The organism is Tildeniella sp. (assembly GCF_059505325.1).
In genome coordinates this window covers 283,746-301,640 of sequence record NZ_JCACKI010000066.1, presented here as the reverse complement: position 1 = coordinate 301,640, position 17,895 = coordinate 283,746, and the positions used below count along the sequence as shown (strand labels likewise).

The 17,895-nt window shown below is 51.4% G+C and carries 15 protein-coding genes; 10 read left to right on the top strand and 5 right to left on the bottom strand.

Annotation, left to right across the window (positions count from 1 at the left end; all coding sequences use genetic code 11):
• Window positions 1-374 precede the first annotated feature (374 nt).
• The 4 genes from AC5JO6_RS24470 to sir all read left to right on the top strand — a co-directional run bounded on the left by AC5JO6_RS24470 (window position 375) and on the right by sir (window position 6,582).
• Complete coding sequence (locus AC5JO6_RS24470) at window positions 375-1,592, top strand: sensor histidine kinase (protein ID WP_496083652.1); 1,218 nt, start codon at window positions 375-377, stop codon at window positions 1,590-1,592.
• Between the two features lie 846 nt (window positions 1,593-2,438).
• The gene (locus tag AC5JO6_RS24465; RefSeq protein WP_496083651.1) at window positions 2,439-2,993 is read left to right on the top strand and encodes an outer membrane beta-barrel protein; all 555 of its coding nucleotides are present in this window, start codon (window positions 2,439-2,441) and stop codon (window positions 2,991-2,993) included.
• 509 nt (window positions 2,994-3,502) lie between these two features.
• A complete protein-coding gene (locus AC5JO6_RS24460; RefSeq protein ID WP_496083650.1) occupies window positions 3,503-4,330 on the top strand; it encodes a histidine kinase in 828 nt (275 codons plus the stop codon).
• 287 nt (window positions 4,331-4,617) lie between these two features.
• A complete protein-coding gene (sir, locus tag AC5JO6_RS24455; RefSeq protein ID WP_496083649.1) occupies window positions 4,618-6,582 on the top strand; it encodes a sulfite reductase, ferredoxin dependent in 1,965 nt (654 codons plus the stop codon).
• Window positions 6,583-6,754: 172 nt separating this feature from the next.
• Here the strand turns inward: sir and mnmE are convergent, their stop codons facing one another.
• The 3 genes from mnmE to nadD form a co-directional block, all read right to left on the bottom strand.
• Window positions 6,755-8,131: a tRNA uridine-5-carboxymethylaminomethyl(34) synthesis GTPase MnmE gene (mnmE, locus tag AC5JO6_RS24450; RefSeq protein ID WP_496083648.1), complete on the bottom strand. Its 1,377-nt coding sequence runs from the start codon at window positions 8,129-8,131 to the stop codon at window positions 6,755-6,757.
• Window positions 8,132-8,312: 181 nt separating this feature from the next.
• The gene (locus AC5JO6_RS24445) at window positions 8,313-9,326 is read right to left on the bottom strand and encodes a type I glyceraldehyde-3-phosphate dehydrogenase (protein WP_496083647.1); all 1,014 of its coding nucleotides are present in this window, start codon (window positions 9,324-9,326) and stop codon (window positions 8,313-8,315) included.
• Window positions 9,327-9,536: 210 nt separating this feature from the next.
• Window positions 9,537-10,283, bottom strand: a complete 747-nt coding sequence (gene nadD / locus AC5JO6_RS24440) for a nicotinate (nicotinamide) nucleotide adenylyltransferase (protein WP_496083646.1) — start codon at window positions 10,281-10,283, stop codon at window positions 9,537-9,539.
• Between the two features lie 424 nt (window positions 10,284-10,707).
• On the opposite strand from nadD, the gene murC reads away from it, so the two are divergent.
• Window positions 10,708-12,270: a UDP-N-acetylmuramate--L-alanine ligase gene (murC, locus tag AC5JO6_RS24435; RefSeq protein WP_496083645.1), complete on the top strand. Its 1,563-nt coding sequence runs from the start codon at window positions 10,708-10,710 to the stop codon at window positions 12,268-12,270.
• Window positions 12,271-12,350: 80 nt separating this feature from the next.
• Window positions 12,351-13,361, top strand: coding sequence for a UDP-N-acetylmuramate dehydrogenase (gene murB, locus AC5JO6_RS24430; RefSeq protein WP_496083644.1), 1,011 nt, complete (start codon window positions 12,351-12,353; stop codon window positions 13,359-13,361).
• A 59-nt stretch (window positions 13,362-13,420) separates the two neighbouring features.
• Here the strand turns inward: murB and AC5JO6_RS24425 are convergent, their stop codons facing one another.
• Together AC5JO6_RS24425 and glpX are read right to left on the bottom strand one after the other, a co-directional pair.
• A complete protein-coding gene (locus AC5JO6_RS24425) occupies window positions 13,421-14,713 on the bottom strand; it encodes a glutamyl-tRNA reductase (protein ID WP_496083643.1) in 1,293 nt (430 codons plus the stop codon).
• 105 nt (window positions 14,714-14,818) lie between these two features.
• On the bottom strand, window positions 14,819-15,853 hold the full coding sequence (gene glpX / locus AC5JO6_RS24420; protein WP_496083642.1) for a class II fructose-bisphosphatase: 1,035 nt from the start codon (window positions 15,851-15,853) through the stop codon (window positions 14,819-14,821).
• Between the two features lie 372 nt (window positions 15,854-16,225).
• Here glpX and AC5JO6_RS24415 point away from each other — a divergent pair, with 372 nt between their 5' ends.
• From AC5JO6_RS24415 to tadA, 4 genes are all read left to right on the top strand, one after another.
• Window positions 16,226-16,471 carry a Calvin cycle protein CP12 gene (locus AC5JO6_RS24415; protein WP_496083641.1) on the top strand — a complete coding sequence of 82 codons (246 nt, stop codon included), beginning with the start codon at window positions 16,226-16,228 and terminating at the stop codon, window positions 16,469-16,471.
• Between the two features lie 142 nt (window positions 16,472-16,613).
• Window positions 16,614-16,865, top strand: coding sequence for a hypothetical protein (locus tag AC5JO6_RS24410; protein ID WP_496083640.1), 252 nt, complete (start codon window positions 16,614-16,616; stop codon window positions 16,863-16,865).
• 36 nt (window positions 16,866-16,901) lie between these two features.
• Window positions 16,902-17,210 carry a glutaredoxin 3 gene (grxC, locus tag AC5JO6_RS24405; RefSeq protein WP_496083639.1) on the top strand — a complete coding sequence of 103 codons (309 nt, stop codon included), beginning with the start codon at window positions 16,902-16,904 and terminating at the stop codon, window positions 17,208-17,210.
• 146 nt (window positions 17,211-17,356) lie between these two features.
• Entirely contained in the window at window positions 17,357-17,848 is a 492-nt protein-coding gene (gene tadA, locus AC5JO6_RS24400; protein WP_496083666.1) for a tRNA adenosine(34) deaminase TadA, read from the top strand.
• Window positions 17,849-17,895 lie beyond the last annotated feature (47 nt).

The window sequence follows — 17,895 nt, the reverse complement described above, 5'->3', positions numbered from 1 at the left end:
GGCGATCGACAAATAATAGTTGAAAGCACAGATATTCAGGACAGAATGTTCTAACCAGAGCGGGCTGCTTTCGCGCTTTCGCTGAGGCTACAAGCGTTGCAGTTGCCGCAAAACTCAGGTCTGATGTGGCAGAATCAGCCATTCTTCGGATCCTTATTGTAAGTTCATGTTCTTGAAATCTGACTTCTAAATCTTGGTGCGTCGGTATGACCGTTTGAGTGAAGCAGGTGACGATAGAAGGGGAACGCAGACGCTGCAACCTTAAAGATCAGCCCTGAGGTAGAATAGATGTCTGCCCCAGGGACGAGCGTATGCCGATTGTTCTGAAGGTGTTGTCCCCGAAAGACAAGATTCGCGTTTAATGGGGAGCCTGTATGACTCTTTTTCAGCTATCACCGATCCTTGATTTGAGCCAGTTGCTCACCGAGCGATCGCAAACCATTACAGACCAATGGGTAGAGGCGGTATCTCAGGATCAACAGATTAAAAGTGCTGATCACCTTTCACCGACTGCGATTCGGGATCACATTCCCCACATTCTCGCAGCGCTGGCAACGGTGCTGGCAGAAGCGCAAGAAAATGATGTTGATACCATTATCAAAGCAAGCCTCAAACATGGCGCGCTGCGTGCAGGACAGGGCTTTGACCCGACCGAAATTGCGCGCGAATATCATCTGCTGCGATCGCAAATTATCCAGGTTCTCCGCACCGATTTGCTGCAATGCTCGGCTGAAGAAGTGCTGCGGGCGGTTACTCTCATTGATACGGTGGTCGATGGGGCGATCGCTCAGTGCTTTAAAAGTTACGTGACTGAACGCTTGCAAGAACTAGACAACCTCCGGGGACAGTTGCTGCTCACGAATCAAGAACTCGATCGGCTAGTGCAGTCTAGTCAGGAGAATCTGTCGGTGCTGGCACACGAGCTGAAAACGCCGTTAACCTCCATCATTGGCTACTCTGAGCTGTTTTTGCGCCAGCAGCGTCAGCCCGTCGTGCGCGACACACTTCATAGCCTGGAACACATTGAGCGCGTTGTGCGCAACAGCCGCCAGCTTTTGCGTCTGATCAACGATACTCTAGAGCTTTCGCGGTATGAAGCGGGTCAGATGACGCTACGGCTAGAGCCGACTGATGTACGTGGCATTATTCAAACGGTAATGGAGGTCATACAGCCGCTAGCAACGTCTACCAACTTACAACTGGTGCTGGATGATGAACAGGCACCCGATCGCGTGGTCACCGACTCACTACGCCTGCAACAAATCCTGCTCAATCTCATGAGCAATGCCATTCGCTACACTGAGGCAGGCAGTGTAACCTTACAATGTCGTTTGCTCTCGGATGGCTGGTGGTCGATCGCGGTGAGCGATACGGGCATTGGCATTGCGAGCGCCGATCAGTCTCGCATTTTTGAACCATTCTTTCAAGTGCTGCCATCTGAACTCGATCGGCTCCCCAACAGCACTGGACTGGGGCTGGCGATCGTGGCGCGTATGGTGAGGTTGCTACAAGGCGAAATCAGCCTCACCTCGGACGTGGGCGCTGGCTCGACGTTTACGGTTGTGTTACCGCTAGAGACTAGCGCTATCTGAGCGCGATCGTGCGCCCCTTGCTAGGAGCTGTCATCAATTACAACTACCCATGACTTGCAGCAAGGGTTCCCGCCCCTAGCCTGGTGGCTAGGGGCGGGCGCGATTATGCCGATACCGCAAGGTTTTGGAGCTAATTGATGACGCGCCCTAGAACAAACCGGGAGCATGTCACTTTCGTAAGTTGCTGCCTTTGCCCTCATCCCCAGCCCTTCTCCCCAAGGAGAAGGGAGCAAGATTCAAAGTCCCTCTCCCACAGGGAGAGGGCTTAAAGCCTACGGCATACAAGAAAAGGGTGAGGGCGCAAAGGTGACATGCTCCCGAACAAACCGTTCACACATAGCGTGCCGTTGAAGCAAGCAAGCTTTGCACTGGGCTACGTAGCACGATAGCAAATTAGCAGCATGAAAAAAGCGGTATTCAGGACGCTCTTTGGTTAAAACAGGGATTTCTTAGCACTAGGTCATCGTCGATCGCTACATCCTGTTGGATGAATCATTTAACGGGAGATGTTACTGTTAGTGAAACAATTGCTTTTTATACCCAAACTATTTGTGACAGTTGCAAAACAGACCCTTTTAAGCAGCGATCGATTCCAGTAAACCGCTATATCAGATTAAGAAGGGTTAGCTAGCTCTAACTTTTTAAATTGTGAGCCTTACTCTTTTGGCGAAGTTCACACGTAGAAAAGATTCAATCGCTTTTTCTACTGCCAAAGCTGCACACAGCACTTTTATCCTGCTACTCTGTGCGACATTTTTTGGATACAATCTCTGGAACATACTTGATACGTTTTTCGACTTTAACTTTAGCTGGACTAAACAACCTATTCCTGTGAGGAACTCTACCATGCTACTCTCTCAAACTCTTTTAGCAGCCATTCGTAAGGCTCTGCCTGTCGGCATTGTTGCTCTGTCAGCACTGGCGATCGCGCCTGCCGTTCTCTTTGCTGGTAACGCTTCTGCCCAACCCATTACTTTTAACGACAGCTACATTGGGGCGGGTGTTTCATCTGGCGTTACGAACGGTGGACAAAGTGGCGATGCGGCTACCATTGGCGGCAACATTCAGGGTCGTTTTGCCATTCCCAACGCACCCATTTCTGTTAGAGGTGCTGTTTTGTTTGGTGGCGAAAGTGCCGCGATTATGCCTCTCTTAACCTACGATCTACCCATTTCTAGCAACGCTAACCTCTACGCTGGTGCTGGCTATTCCTTTGCCGATAAAGAAGGTAAGCCATCGCCATTAGGTAACAAGAATGCTCCCGTTCTTACTGCTGGAGCTGAAGCCGGATTGGGCAGAAACGTCGTTGTTTACGGCGATGCCAAGTGGGGCATTGATGCGTACAAAAATAGCCCTGCTGATGCTGTAAGCTTTCAGGCAGGCGTAGGTTACCGCTTCTAGTGCATAGCAAGTCGATGCCGCTTTTGTTCTGAAACTGACTGGCTAGTTTAATCCCAACACGTGAAGGGCGCAGAGAGTTGATCTTTGCGCCCTCTATGCTATTGAGGCATTATACCAATTCTAAAAAATCGCCCTACAGATTCGTTCTTATTGCTGACCGCTGACCGCTGACCGCTGACCGCTGACCGCTGATCGCCAGCCGAAGCTTGCCTGTGTAGACACAGTTTAGTGAAATGGTATTAATCACCACCTTGCGAGATGAGTTTTGTCATCCCGTGGAAACCTCTTCGGTTTTTACTACTCGTCTTGGTGTAGATTTCCTACCGCAGGAGGGACGTTAACGGCGGTAGCTTTTGTCAGGATGGAGTGGAGCAGTCAGACAACGATGCTAAAAGCGCAGTTTTAAGATCGCAGCTTTTGAGCACAGTTCTAGATAAAGGTTCGCAAGTTTTTTGAAGCTGAATGCACGTTTGATCTGGCTCATACCACTTATTTAGGAGCTTGTAACCATGTCTACTCCAGTGAAAGATAAGCTTGCAACGGAACTAAAGCAAGTCAAAGAAGTCGGAAAAGTACGGAGCGATCGCATCCGCGAAATTGTTCGTGCTGCCATCTCGCAAGTCACGGCTGAGTTCAAAGAAGGCTCCAGCGACTTTCGTTCGAGCGTGAAGGATGTTTTCTCGTCTGCGATCGCAGGTTTGCAAGAAACCGGCAAGGAAACCAAAGACGAAATTGCTGCCTCGATCGATGGCATTGTCGATGGCATCAGTGGTGCTCGCCAGCAAAAAATCGCTGAAACTGAAGCAGAAGTAAAACGGCTGCAAACCAAGCTTTCAGCGCAGCAAGAGGCGTTAGAGCAGGAAATTACGACTGGTTTGGAAGGTGTTCAAGAAGCTGCCAACACTGCACCGGACAAAATTAGGGCATTGGTTGAAGAGGCGATTGCTACTGCCCAGAACAGCGAAGAAGCATCGTTGTTGAAAAAACGTTACGCTCAACTGCAAGCTCAGGCAGCGATCCTGCGCGCGACGCTAGCTGCACGCTCTGAGTCGTATTACGGGCAGGCACAAGAGCATTTAGACGATGCTAAGCACTGGTACAGTCAGGCGCGCCCTAAAGCCGAAGCTGTGAAGGGTCAGGCTGACCAAAAGTTCGCCCAGTTGGAACAGCAAATTGGTGAGGCTGGTGCTGCCTTGGCTCGTCGAGAGCACAAAGTTCGGAATCTGCTGAGTGCTTTGCTACACAAAGCCTCTGAAACGATTAAAGACGATGATGAGATCGATCGTCCGATCGCTCAGCTTCCCCCAGCACCCAAAGACCGTTCCATTGAGCCATAAGCGCATCCAGTGAAGGCTCACTCAACGTCTGCAAGAACGCTCCTTTATCGCCCTGGGCTTCGGTCTGTGGGCGATAATTTATGGGCGATCAACGTTACAATCGTTGAAGTCTGACTGCTCAAATCATCACGTCTCAACTGGGTTAGAAACGGTTGGAGCCTGTGCGAGTCAGTGAAGCAGTGATAGGATTGTGTAATATTCACACGATTCCGACCGACTTGCTGGGAATTGCAATGACTCCCGCGATCGCTTTGGTAATTAGTTGACTCTTTTTTGTCGCCCTTCTGATGGTTAATACTCAAACGTCTGCTACTGTTCGCAAACCCTCCAAAGTTGAAGGTCTCAAAGACCGTAGCCACTTTCTCCGCGAACCCGTTGCGTCTGAACTGCTGCAAGACACAACACACTTCACTGAGGACGCGATCCAAATTCTGAAGTTCCACGGTTCCTACCAGCAAGACAACCGGGACAATCGGCTGAAGGGACAGGAGAAGGACTATCAGATGATGCTGCGGACGCGTAGCCCTGGTGGTTACATTCCGCCAGAGCTGTATCTGACGCTCGATCGCCTTGCGGATGAATATGGCAACCACACGCTGAGGGCAACGACTCGCCAAGGCTTTCAGCTTCACGGCATTCTCAAGCGCAATTTGAAGGCAACGATCGCGGCGATCGTTCACAGCATGGGATCCACCCTCGGTGCCTGTGGCGACCTCAACCGTAATGTGATGGCTCCTGCTGCGCCTTACCGAAATCGCCCGGAGTACGAGTACGCCCGCGAATATGCCAATAACATTGCTGACCTGCTAACGCCTCAAACAGGAGCCTACTATGAGATTTGGCTGGATGGCGAGAAGGCAATTTCGGCAGAAGAAAGTCCGGAGGTCATCGCTGCCCGTCAACGTAACGGCAACGGCACCATTTTCCATGAGCCGGAAGAACCGCTCTACGGCAAGCACTACATGCCGCGTAAGTTCAAAATCAGCGTCACTGTACCGGGAGACAACTCGGTTGATCTCTACTCGCAGGATGTCAGCCTGGTTGTGCTGACGAACCCGCAAGGCGAATTAGAAGGCTTCAATGTGTTTGCAGGGGGCGGTTTGGGACGCACTCATAACAAAGAAGAAACCTTTCCTCGGATCGCTGACCCGATCGGCTATGTCTCTCAAGCCGATGTGTATGACTTGATGAAGGCGATCGTCGCCACTCAGCGCGACTATGGCGATCGCACCGATCGTCGCCATGCCCGGATGAAATACCTAATCGAAGATTGGGGCGTTGAACGCTTCCGCGAGAAGGTGGAAAGCTATTTTGGCAAGCCGATCGAACCCTTCAAGCCATTGCCTGAGTTTAAGTATCTCGACTTTCTTGGCTGGCACGAACAGGGCGATGGCAAGCTGTTCGTCGGCATCTCCATTCAAAATGGACGGGTTAAAGATGAGGGTAGCTTGCAACTCAAAACAGCGATCCGAGAGCTGGTGCAGACGTTCAATCTGCCGATGCTGCTAACGCCCAGCCAGGACGCAATCCTCTACAACATCGACCCAGCAAACAAAGCCCAAATCCAGACAATCCTGACTCGCTGTGGTATTCAGGGTGTAGAGGAAATCGATCCGCTGGTGCGTTACTCAATGGCATGTCCTGCCTTGCCGACGTGTGGGCTGGCAACCGCAGAATCCGAACGGGCAATTCCTGCCATTCTCGATCGCATCCGTGCCCTGCTCGATCGTGTTGGGCTAGAGCACGAGCATTTCATCACCCGCATGACGGGGTGTCCCAATGGCTGCGCTCGTCCGTATCTGGCAGAGCTTGGCTTTGTCGGCAATGGTCCTGACACGTACCAGATCTGGTTGGGCGCGGCTCCGAACCAAACGCGGTTGTCGCAGGTGTATTTAGAAAAGCTCCACATCAACGAGCTAGAAACTGCCTTCGAGCCGATCTTTGTCTACTTTAAGCAGTCTCGTCAGCCTGGTGAGAGCTTTGGTGACTTCTGCGATCGCGTGGGCTTACCGTTGATTCACCAATACGTTGCTCAGTACCAGCCCGAAAGCGTTGCTGCTGCGACGATTGAGCCTTCTACACCCGATCAGAGTGAAGCGCTGAAAGCAACCAACAAAGCGCGTCGCCGTGTCACTATTCAAGAGAATGTTTACGCACGACTACAAGAAGCAGCATTGCGAGAAGGCAAACCCGCAAGTCAGTTGGCAAATGCTGCGATCGCGGCTTATCTGAGCAGTTTAGAGCAAGGCTAAAGCTAGGGTGTTTATATCTTGCGTCACCCAATCCGCCCTCACCCTAGCCCTCTCCCACAGGAGAGGGCACCCGGAAGCTCCTTCTCCCCAGGGAGAAGGGGTTGGGGGATGAGGGCAAATAACATGGTGCGTTAAGTATATAAATGCCAAAGCTAGAGCCGCTCAAAGGCGCTTACTTGCCGATGCAGAAACGGCTGAAGATTCGATCTAAGACCGATTCGGTGACATCTTCACCCAGAATTTCACCAAGCGCCTGAATCGTGCTGCGGAGATCGATCGTCCAAAAATCTAGGGGCAGGCGATCGGCGATCGTTCCTTGCACTTGTTCTAATGCCGCTTTTGCTCGTGTGAGGGCAGCCGCTTGTCGTTGATTAATCGCAATATCGAGGTTTGCTGCTTGCAGGGTTCCCGCTTGAACTGTTTCCAGGATTGCCGTTTCCAATGAGTTAATGCCTTGGTTGAGGGCAGCGGCAGTTTTAACGGTGGGGTGTGGGGTGTGGGGTGTGGGGTGTGGGGAAGACGCGCTCACTAAATCGATTTTGTTGAGGATCAGGATTAGGGGACGATCGCGTACCTGTTCATAAATCGTTTGATCGGCATCTGTCCAGCCTGCTTGAGCATCAATGGTGAGCAAGACCAGATCGGCGTTCTGGGCAGCTTGGCGCGATCGCTCTACGCCAATTTTTTCGACTTGATCATCAGTGTCACGAATGCCCGCTGTGTCGAGTACCTGAATGGGAATGCCGCCGACCACAAGCTGCGATTCCACTACATCGCGGGTGGTGCCCGGAAGGTCAGTCACGATCGCGCGATCGCTCTGGCTCCAGGCATTGAGCAAGCTGGATTTGCCCACATTGGGACGACCGACGATCGCCACTTTCAGACCCGATCGCAGCAGCTCGCCGCGATCGGCAGTTGCCAAAAGACGACTCACGTCTGCCAATACCTGCTCTAGTTGGGCTTGAAGCTCAACCTCATCCAACGGCGGCAGGTCTTCTTCAAAGTCAATGCGTGCTTCTACGTCTGCCAAAATATCCAGGCACTTAGCACGGAGTTGGCGGATGGGATGCGCGAGTTTTCCCTGTAAGCCAGCCAGTGCGGTTTGAGCCGCCTGGGGCGATCGTGCGCCGACCAAATCTGTAATACTCTCTGCCTGCGTCAAATCCAACCGCCCATTCAAAAAGGCTCTGAGCGTGAATTCTCCGGGTTGTGCCAGATGTGCGCCTTGCTCCAGGCAAAGCTGCAATACCCGCTGCACTGCCATAATGCCACCGTGACAGTGGAATTCCACCACGTCTTCACGAGTATAAGAGCGGGGAGCCAGCATCAGTAGCAAAAGTGCTTCATCTACGACCTGTTGAGTTTTGGGGTGACGCAGATAGCCGTAGAGGATGCGATGGCTTTCCCAGGGTTGCTGACCAGGAGCGTGGAAGAGTGTACGCGCGATCGCGATCGCCTCTGAGCCAGAGACGCGCACGATGCCCACACTACCTTGTTCAGGGACAACAGCGGTGGCAATCGCAGCGATCGTGGTTCCTGAGAGCGACATAACAACCGCTATAGAGTGCTTGAAGTAAAAAGCAAGCAGCCTCTCAAAAATCTTCACCGCTGATCTCAGTCTGAATGTTCAGAGTGAAAGCAACGGTGAAAACAGTTTATGACTACGTTACGGGAAACCGATTCAGAAACGGACATTGATACGGTTATTTTAGAGCAAAGCGCTGACGCAGTTAAGCGACCCACTTTTCAGCGACTAATTCGGCAAGGTCAACTACACGCTGGCTGTAGCCCCATTCGTTGTCATACCAGGCAACCACTTTGACCAAATCGCCACCCATAACCATGGTCAGAGCCGCGTCAATGATCGAAGACTCATCAGTACCTGCGTGATCACTGGAGACCAGCGGCAAGTCGCAGTACTTCAAGATGCCTTTGAGCGAATTTTCGGACGCGTCTTTGAGGACTTCGTTCACCTGTTCGGCAAATGTGGTTTTCTCGACCTGGACGACCAAATCAACGATCGAGACGTTAGGGGTTGGTACGCGCAAGGCAATTCCGTTCAGCTTACCCGCTAGAGCTGGCAGCACCATCGCAACGGCTTTAGCGGCCCCTGTTGAGGTCGGTACGATGTTCATGGCAGCCGCTCTTGCTCGACGTAAATCCCGATGGCTTGCATCCAGGAGCCGCTGATCGCCTGTGTAGCTGTGAGTTGTCGTCATCACGCCCTTGATAATGCCGAAGTTTTCGTGCATTACCTTGGCGATCGGCGCAAGACAATTGGTGGTACAGCTTGCATTGCTGATCACCCAATGATTCTCATGCGTGTAGTCTTGCTGGTTAACACCGACCACAAATGTACCGTCATCACCTTTGCCGGGTGCTGTAATCAGTACTTTCTTTGCGCCCGCTGTAATGTGCTTTGAGGCACCTTCTTTGCTGACAAACACGCCCGTCGATTCAATGATGAGGTCAATGTCCCACGCTTTCCAGGGCAAGTTTTCAGGATTACGATCGGACGTACATTTAATCGTATGCCCATTCACGGTGATGGTGTTTTCATCGGCGCTAATGTCAGCATTGAACTTGCCCAACATGGTGTCGTATTGCAACAGGTGAGCATTCGTTTTGGGATCAGAAGTGTCGTTGATGGCGACGACTTCGATCTGACTGTTGGCGCGAGTCAGCCAGCACCGCATGAAATTGCGTCCGATACGTCCAAACCCGTTAATCGCTACTCTAATCACTGCGTCTTGCCCTCTATCTGTTAAAAAGATTTCTGGTAGTCAAATTGATCATAAGACTCTAAGGATACGAGTGCAATCACTCACTCTATGATCACGGTGTTTCAAGCAACTTACTAGCAACCCGATCGCGCTACTGACAACCACTTTAGCCGCAACCCTCAACGCAGACTTAGATTACCATTTGTATCATCAAAGCTCTAAGTAGGTATTTTAACTCATCTGGTACAAGTTTTGTCCAACAATATAAGAATGCACTGCTTCGGGTACTAGATACCGAATCGATCGTCCCTCCCGACAGCGCGATCGAATCAAGCTAGAGGAGATCGCTACAGATGGCATTTGTAGTGGATACCAGCGGAGATGGGGTGAGAGAGTGGAAAGGTGAGGGGGTAAGGGGGTGAGGGGGTGAGGAGGTGAGGAGGTTAAAGCACGCAGATTTTTGAGTGTAGATTGGTCTTCCTGAATGCTAATTTCCATCGGCTGACCGTCTGGGAAGCTTGGCTCCTCTTTTTGCTCCCCTCTCCCCTCTCGCCTCTCCTCTCTCCCTTCGCCCTCCAACACTCTCGGTGCCACTAGCCAAAGACATTGCTTCATTAATACATGGCTATCTTGCCATTTAGGCAAACTTTGAAACGCATCGTTGCCGACAATCCAATGCCAAAGAGCGTTGGGTTCGAGTGCTTGCAGAAGATTGAACGTCTCGATCGCGTAAGACCTGTCTGACGACTGTCCATTGACCGCCGAGACGGTAAACCCTGGGTGAGCCGCGATCGCACGTCGCACCATTTCCAGGCGATGCTCAAAGGCAAGCAGTGGAGGCGCTTTATAAGATGGGCGAAGCGTGGGCACCCAAATGACGCGATCGAGATGGAACTGATCGAATGCCGTTTCCGCCAGCAAAAGATGTCCCCAATGCACTGGATCAAACGTACCGCCAAAGATGGCAATTTTAGACATCTTTAATAGGGCACCTAAAATCTAGACATCTTCAAACTGTTGCAACCTTTTTAGATGAGGAGACACATACCACTATGAGTTGGTACCGATACAGATGAACCAATAGAACGATCGTGGCTAAATTTTACTGCTACTAATCAGGAAGCGGTCGCAGCAGCAGTGTAACTAATACATAGATCGATTGTTCTTGACGTAATGCTTGGTTTGACAATCCGGGTTTGCGGGTACAATCCAAGCATTCAAGCCAATTTCATAGGAGCAGATTTCTAAACACCAGGCGATCTAGCTTTTAGAGTCATTAAATCTCATCTGGCAATACGAGACTATGTTGTCAAGCTGCGAGATTTATAGAAAAGCTGTATCCCGAAAAGATAATCCTTGATATGATAGCGCGAGATATTGGTGTGGTGTGTGAGGAGTGAAAATGCTGGATTCCGTCGATTTCAGCGGTAGACCATTTCATTTCATTGGTATTGGCGGCATTGGAATGTCAGCCCTTGCTTATGTCTTAGCGAAACGTGGACTACCCGTGTCTGGGTCTGATTTGCATCTCAGCCGTCTGACCCAACGGCTACAAGAAGAAGGTGCTCATATTTTTTGGAGCCAAGATCCTAGCAACCTGGAGTTTTTTCAAGAGCCTACAAAGTCAGAGCAAGCGTCCTTTGCTTCTGCCGCTGTTGGTCTTGCTCCAGCAAAGATCAAAGCTGAGCGTTCACGATCGCTGCGATCGACACGCAACCAAACGCCGACGAATCAGGCAGACGTGCGGCTACCCCAAGTGATCTGCTCGACTGCTATTCATCCAGCCAATGCTGAATATCTGGCAGCACACGCCTTGGGTTGCCCTATTTTTCATCGCTCTGATGTACTCGCAGGGTTGATGCAAAAATACGACAGTATTGCGGTCGCAGGGACTCACGGCAAGACGACAACCAGCAGCATGATTGGCTATATGTTGCTGCAAGCAGGGCTTGACCCCACGATCGTAGTGGGTGGTGAAGTTAACGCTTGGGAAGGCAATGCTCGCCTTGGACAGGGTGCTTACCTGGTTGCTGAAGCGGACGAGTCCGACGGGTCGTTAGTAAAAATGGCGGCAAGCATCGGCATTATTACGAATATTGAGCTGGATCATCCTGATCACTACAGCAATTTGGATGAAGTGATTGCGATTTTCAAAACGTTTGCTGGACGCTGCCAAACGCTGATCGGCAGTATTGACTGCGCAACGGTTCGAGACCAACTCCAACCGACTATCAGCTACAGCTTAGATGTTGATGCGGGTGCTGACTACACCGTTGACTGTATTACTTGCCGGGCAGATGGCACTACAGCAAGGGTTTGGGAGCGGGGTGTCATTCTGGGTCGTCTAAACGTCAAGCTGTTAGGAAAACATAATCTCAGCAATGCTCTGGCAGCGGTTGCTGTGGGACGCTTACTGAAGTTGGAGTTTGCGGCGATCGCGCAGGCGATCGCAACCTTTGAAGGCGCTCGGCGACGGTTTGAGCGGCGGGGTGAGTACAACGATATCCTCTTTGTTGACGACTACGCGCATCATCCCAGCGAACTTCAAGCTACACTGTCAGCTGCACGCCTTCAAGTCAGCGGTATCTCCTCCTCCAAACGCCGAGTGGTGGCTATTTTTCAACCGCATCGTTATAGCCGTACCCTTACATTTTTAGCAGACTTTGCCACATCGTTTAGCGATGCTGATGTGGTGGTGATCAGTGACATCTACAGCGCTGGTGAAGCAAACCCAGGAAATATCAGTGGTCAGCAGGTTGCTGATTTAGTTGCAAACTACCATCCTCAAGTAGAGTATCAACCGTCTTTGCCGTCAGTCAGTCAACGCTTGACTGAACTGTTAATGCCTGGGGATATTGCGCTCTTTTTGGGAGCAGGAAACCTCAATCAGCTGATTCCTGAAGTGATGGCATTTCATCAGAGCATCGAGCAAGGGCGATCGCAGGCATGGTGCAACCAAGCCTAGCGCCATGCTTTACCACTACGACTTTAGACCAACGCACCCACTAGCGCTGACTGGTTGGGTCACAAAAACGATTTAACACCATGACGCTCTCGTACGATCCCCCTAAAGTTGCTATTCCTGGCACCGCTCGTTTGAGTTTTGAACCACTCAAGTATGTCAACCAACTGAGCGATGCCCAACCTGTTCGACTCGCTGGCACTGACTGTATCGTCAAGCCTCACGTGCCCCTGGCAGCGTTTACTTCCTTCCGTGTGGGTGGTCCTGCCCAGTGGTACGTTGCCCCTAAACAAATCACCGAGTTGCAGGCAAGCTTTGAGTGGGCACAAAGCCATGACTTATCAGTGACGCTTCTGGGAGCAGGCTCGAATCTCCTGATTAGCGATCGCGGCTTACCTGGTTTGGTCATGAGCACTCGTCGTCTGCGCCAAACCCAATTTGACCCAGAATTGGGGCAGGTGACGGTGGGTGCGGGTGACCCCCTCCCTCGTCTGGCATGGTCAGCCGCCGATCGCGGTTGGAAAGGGATGGAATGGGCAGTCGGCATCCCTGGCACCGTTGGAGGCGCTGTTGTGATGAATGCGGGTGCTCACGGTGGCTGCGTTGCTGACTACCTGGTGCAGGCGCGTGTGCTGCTTCCCAATGGCACTACCAAAGTGCTGACCGCGCAAGATCTGCGCTATCGTTATCGCACATCAGCGCTACAAGGGAGCAATTGGTTGGTGACACAGGCAACGTTTCAGTTGCAGCCCGGTTTTGATCCAGTAGCACTGACAGAGCTGACAAGCCAGCATCACCAGCACCGTCGCACAACGCAACCCTATCATTTGCCCAGTTGTGGCAGTGTTTTCCGTAACCCGATCGGGTACAAAGCAGGCTGGCTGATTGAGCAAGTTGGACTCAAAGGATACCAGATTGGGAATGCCCAAATTGCTGAGCGTCACGCCAATTTCATTCTCAACTGTGGCAATGCGATGGCAGGCGATATTTTTCGCCTCATTCGTCACGCACAGCAGCAGGTGGAGCAACATTGGTCGCTGCACTTGGAGCCAGAAGTGAGAATTCTAGGCGATTTCCAGGCTGTAGGCATTTGAGCTTAAGGCGGTGCAAAGCCCCGACTTCTCCAAGAAATCGGGGCTTTTGCTGTTTGATCTTACCCAAACTGTTTATTTGAGGTTGGTTCTAGATTGAAGAGCGTGGTGAGGGTTTGCATCGCCTGCCGTCGTACTTCGATGTCTTGCTGTGCTCGTAGCTGTACCATCGGGTCGTGCAAAATTTTGTTGACAATGCCACGGGTAAGGGCTTCGATCACCTCTTGATGCTTTTCGGCAAATTCGGTGCCCAGTCGAGAAAGCGCTTTTTCAAGCTCTTGAGCGCGGATGGTCTCAACTTTTTCACGCAAACTGCTGATGGTAGAGACAGTTTCAAGCGATCGCAGCCAGCTATCAAACGTATCAACCTCTTCATCCAGCAACAATTCTGCCTCCATTGCCATTTGACGGCGGCTTTCCTGGTTTTGCGCCACGACTGCCTTCAAATCATCCACGTTAAACGCCTGTACGTGAGACAGTTCGTTCACATCGCTATGAACGTTGCGTGGTACAGCAATATCAAACAGCAGCAGCGGTTGAGCTGGGTCTAAGACCATTTCTAGCTTGGCGCGATCGAGCAAGGGTTCTGTAGCTGCTGTACTGGTAAACATGATGTCAGAGTTTGACAGCACCGTTGGCAGATCGGATAAGGCGTGCAGATGCAGGGTTGCGTCTGGAAAGAGCTTTGCTAGTTCTTGCGCTCGTTCTAGCGATCGGTTTACGATCGAGATATTGACTGCGCCTTTTGATAGCAAGTGCTGCACCAGCAAGCGTGACATCTTGCCTGCGCCGAGAATGCCGACCCGACAGGCAGCTAAATTTTGGGTTTTAATTTGCGCCAGTTCCACTGCGGCGGAGCTGATTGAGACCGCGCCTGTGCCGATGCTGGTTTCAGTGCGGACGCGCTTTCCTGCTGTCAGAGCCTGTTTAAACAACTGATTGAGTACGCGCCCAATCCCCTGATGCTGTTGCCCTAGCTTGTGGCAGTGTTTCACCTGCGCCAGAATTTGTCCTTCGCCCAGCACCAGACTATCTAACCCAGATGACACTCGCATCAAGTGCATGACCGCATCCTGATGCAGCAGGGTAAACAGATGGGGTCGGAGCTGCGGGAGCAAAAGCTTGCTGTGATCGCTTAAAAATTGGGTCACGTCACGAATGCCTTGCTCTGTCTCACTCGTGACCAGATAGATCTCTAGACGATTGCAGGTGCTGAGAACAGCAACTTCTTCAAGGTGAGGACAAGCACAAAGTTGTGCGATCGCCCGCTCATAAAGGGTTTCAGGAATGCTCAGTTTTTCTCGAACGTCAACCGGGGCTGTTTTGTGGCTTAACCCTACGACGGCAATATTCATTTCAAAATGCGCTCTTTTGATGTGAACCGAATCTCAGCGATTGGTTGTTAGTTGTTAGTTATTAGCGGCAATGCTTCCAACAACTAACAACCAACTACTAACAACTTAATGCAACGGCACGGCTTTTGACTGTCCAGACAAGTGAATTGTGCTGACAAAGCGAGCCGTATTGGACTCATTGGAAATAATCAGCGACTGTGTTCTCATACCGCCGGGGAAAAACCGTACCCCTTCCATGAGGTTGCCAGAGGTGATACCACAGCCAGCGAACATGACATTTTTGCCAGACGCAAGCTCGTGAGCATCATAAACTTTATCGGGATCGGTAATGTTCATGCTCTTGAGGTGATCGAGGTTAGCCTGCTTGCTCTCACCAATCAGCCCTGTCTTCACAATCGCTGGGTCGTAAATGAGTTGTCCCTGGAAGTGCCCACCCATTGCCCGCATTGCCGCAGCGGAGATGACCCCTTCAGGTGCGGCACCAATACCCATCAGTGCATGAATATTTGTACCAGCAAAGCCACAGGAGATCGCTGCACCTACATCGCCATCCTCAATGAGAGAGACTCTAGCACCCGCGTCCCGAATTTCCTTAATCAAGTCAGTGTGTCGATCGCGCTTCATCACGATGACGACCAGTTCTTCGATCGGCAGCTCCAGGCACTCAGCCAGAATCTTGAGGTTCTCGGTCGCCGATTTATTGATGTCTACTTTGCCTTTAGCGGCGGGTGGTGCAGCCAGCTTCTTCATATAAAAGTCGGGTGCCGCAAAAAGCCCGCCTTTTTCGGAGATTGCCAGTACTGCCATGGAGCCAGGTTGTCCGTAAGCGACCAGATTGGTACCTTCGCAAGGATCGACCGCAATATCAATCTCAATCAGTTCATCAGGATTAAATCCCTTGGCGCCTGCTTGCGCACCAATGCCGACCTCTTCGCCAATGTAAAGCATGGGTGCGTCATCCCGCTCACCCTCGCCGATCACGATGCGTCCTCGCATGTGGATTTTGTTCATCCGTTCGCGCATGGCTTCCACTGCAACCTGGTCGGCAATGTTTTTCTCGCCCTTACCCATCCAGCGGGCAGACGCGATCGCAGCCTGTTCTACGACCTCAATAATCTCTAGACCGAGCGTATTCTCCACGAAGTCAATCCTCCAACTGCTTGATTTTGCGCGGCTTCATAAATCCTGTTCTCAGTCTTTAAGTCTACCAAAAGGGGGAGACGCGCTTGACAGCAATCTCGCTGCTTCACGGTGTTAAGTTTTACTGAGCCAATACATACTTTTGTACTATTTCCTTTACCTGTTCTATTTCCTTTTCCTGTTTAACGCGATTGGTATCAGTGCAGAGGCGAGACAGATTACCGAACTTCACGGGCTGGTTTTCTCTCCTGCCAAACCTTTAACAGCAGCGCTAGATTGGATAGAGCACACATACATCGGTGCGAATGAGCAGGTTAACGCCACAAAAACCTGGTTTTACAAAAACATTAGTTACAGGAGATTCATCCAACCATGTCTAAGCGACTCGAAACGAACAGCGCTGCCACACTTGAAGAGCAACTACCATCAATGCTGGAAGACGCACGTATTGCTTGCAGCACCAACGGCGATCTCTCTAGTGAATGTGCTGCCGCCTGGGATGCCGTCGAAGAAGTGCAGGCTACAACTGCCGATCGTCGCCTTCATACTCAAACGAGCTTCGATCGCTACTGCGAGGAACGCCCCGATGCCCTTGAATGCCGCATGTACGATGTCTAGGCAGCACTCTGAGTAAAGCCAAACCTTCGCAGCTTCATTACAGCGTCCCCTGGTTTATGACTGGGGGACTTTTGGCGCGAACTAGCGATAAACTTTAAATTGTCTGGCATTACAAATTTACAGTTGCCACACTGTAGCGCCCATGTCACAGATTACTTGGTTTATTCTTGCCTGGGTTGCAGGTACAGCGGCGATCTTGGGCAGCCTTATGACGCTGGGCAGTATGCTCCTCTGGCTGAGTCCTTCCGTTCAAACTCGATCGCGGCAAACAACCACACCACGGTTACCCACATCCTCGCCCACGCAAAATCGACTGAAGCTACTGGCGTTTTCAGTCGTGATCGCACTCGCTGGAGTTGGCATACTCATAGTCGTACCCTTTCCTTCGTTTTGAACGACTGAATCAACGCGATCGTGGAGTAATAAATCAATGCTGAAAATGCTCAACTCATTGCTCAAGCGCCATCCTGAGCAAATTAATGCCAGCGTCGAAATCTACACCTGGCAGACCTGCCCCTTCTGCATTCGCGCCAAACTGCTGTTGTGGTGGAAAGGCGTTCGTTTCACTGACTATAAAATTGATGGGGATGACGCTGCCAGAACCAAAATGGCAGAACGTGCTAACGGACGACGCTCTGTGCCGCAGATTTTTATTAATCAACAGCATATCGGCGGTTGCGATGATCTCTATCAGCTTGATCAGAAAGGACAGCTCGATTTGCTGTTAGCAGAAGGCTAAAGGCAGAAGGCAGAGGAGGCAATTCAAAATTTAGAACTCAAAACTCAAAACTCAAAACTCTTCCCCTACTCCCCACTCCCCACTCCCCACTCCCCTTGCCGTCCTCTCTCTTCGACCATCCAGAATATCTACGGCATCGCCAGTGGATGGAGCGGGCGATCGCGCTTGCCCAAAGTGCAGGCGATGCAGGTGACGTTCCTGTTGGCGCGATCATCGTAGGGGCGAATGGGCAGGCGATCGCCGAGGCTGAAAACCGTCGCGAACGGGATCATGACCCGACCGCCCACGCCGAAATTTTGGCACTACGCATGGCGGGACGTGCCCTCGGTAGCTGGCACTTGACTCAATGTACCCTCTATGTGACGCTAGAACCCTGCTCTATGTGTGCAGGTGCCTTAGTGCTGGCACGGTTAGGACGGTTGGTTTACGGAGCCGACGATCCAAAAGCAGGCGCTGTGCGATCGGTCTTGAATCTACCGGACAGCGCTTGTTCTAACCACCATCTGTCTGTGCTGGGCGGCATTCTGGAAACGCCTTGTCGTCAGCAGCTACAGTCCTGGTTTGCCTTACGTCGCAGTCGTTCTGCGTCTGATCACTCTGCTCGATCGCACGACCAAAATCAGCTCATGCCACCCTAAAAAGTGTCCTTAGAGAGGACGACGGTGATCCCAAAGCACTCTACGGT

Bases quoted from the DNA above. Each gene is read 5' to 3' on its own strand.
- mnmE (WP_496083648.1), bottom strand. From the start codon at position 8,131: ATGTCGCTCTCAGGAACCACGATCGCTGCGATTGCCACCGCTGTTGTC.
- nadD (WP_496083646.1), bottom strand. From the start codon at position 10,283: ATGTCTAAAATTGCCATCTTTGGCGGTACGTTTGATCCAGTGCATTGG.
- AC5JO6_RS24465 (WP_496083651.1), top strand. From the start codon at position 2,439: ATGCTACTCTCTCAAACTCTTTTAGCAGCCATTCGTAAGGCTCTGCCT.
- grxC (WP_496083639.1), top strand. From the start codon at position 16,902: ATGCTGAAAATGCTCAACTCATTGCTCAAGCGCCATCCTGAGCAAATT.
- AC5JO6_RS24470 (WP_496083652.1), top strand. From the start codon at position 375: ATGACTCTTTTTCAGCTATCACCGATCCTTGATTTGAGCCAGTTGCTC.
- murB (WP_496083644.1), top strand. From the start codon at position 12,351: ATGACGCTCTCGTACGATCCCCCTAAAGTTGCTATTCCTGGCACCGCT.
- AC5JO6_RS24425 (WP_496083643.1), bottom strand. From the start codon at position 14,713: ATGAATATTGCCGTCGTAGGGTTAAGCCACAAAACAGCCCCGGTTGAC.
- AC5JO6_RS24460 (WP_496083650.1), top strand. From the start codon at position 3,503: ATGTCTACTCCAGTGAAAGATAAGCTTGCAACGGAACTAAAGCAAGTC.
- AC5JO6_RS24415 (WP_496083641.1), top strand. From the start codon at position 16,226: ATGTCTAAGCGACTCGAAACGAACAGCGCTGCCACACTTGAAGAGCAA.
- tadA (WP_496083666.1), top strand. From the start codon at position 17,357: ATGGAGCGGGCGATCGCGCTTGCCCAAAGTGCAGGCGATGCAGGTGAC.
- murC (WP_496083645.1), top strand. From the start codon at position 10,708: ATGCTGGATTCCGTCGATTTCAGCGGTAGACCATTTCATTTCATTGGT.
- AC5JO6_RS24410 (WP_496083640.1), top strand. From the start codon at position 16,614: ATGTCACAGATTACTTGGTTTATTCTTGCCTGGGTTGCAGGTACAGCG.
- sir (WP_496083649.1), top strand. From the start codon at position 4,618: ATGGTTAATACTCAAACGTCTGCTACTGTTCGCAAACCCTCCAAAGTT.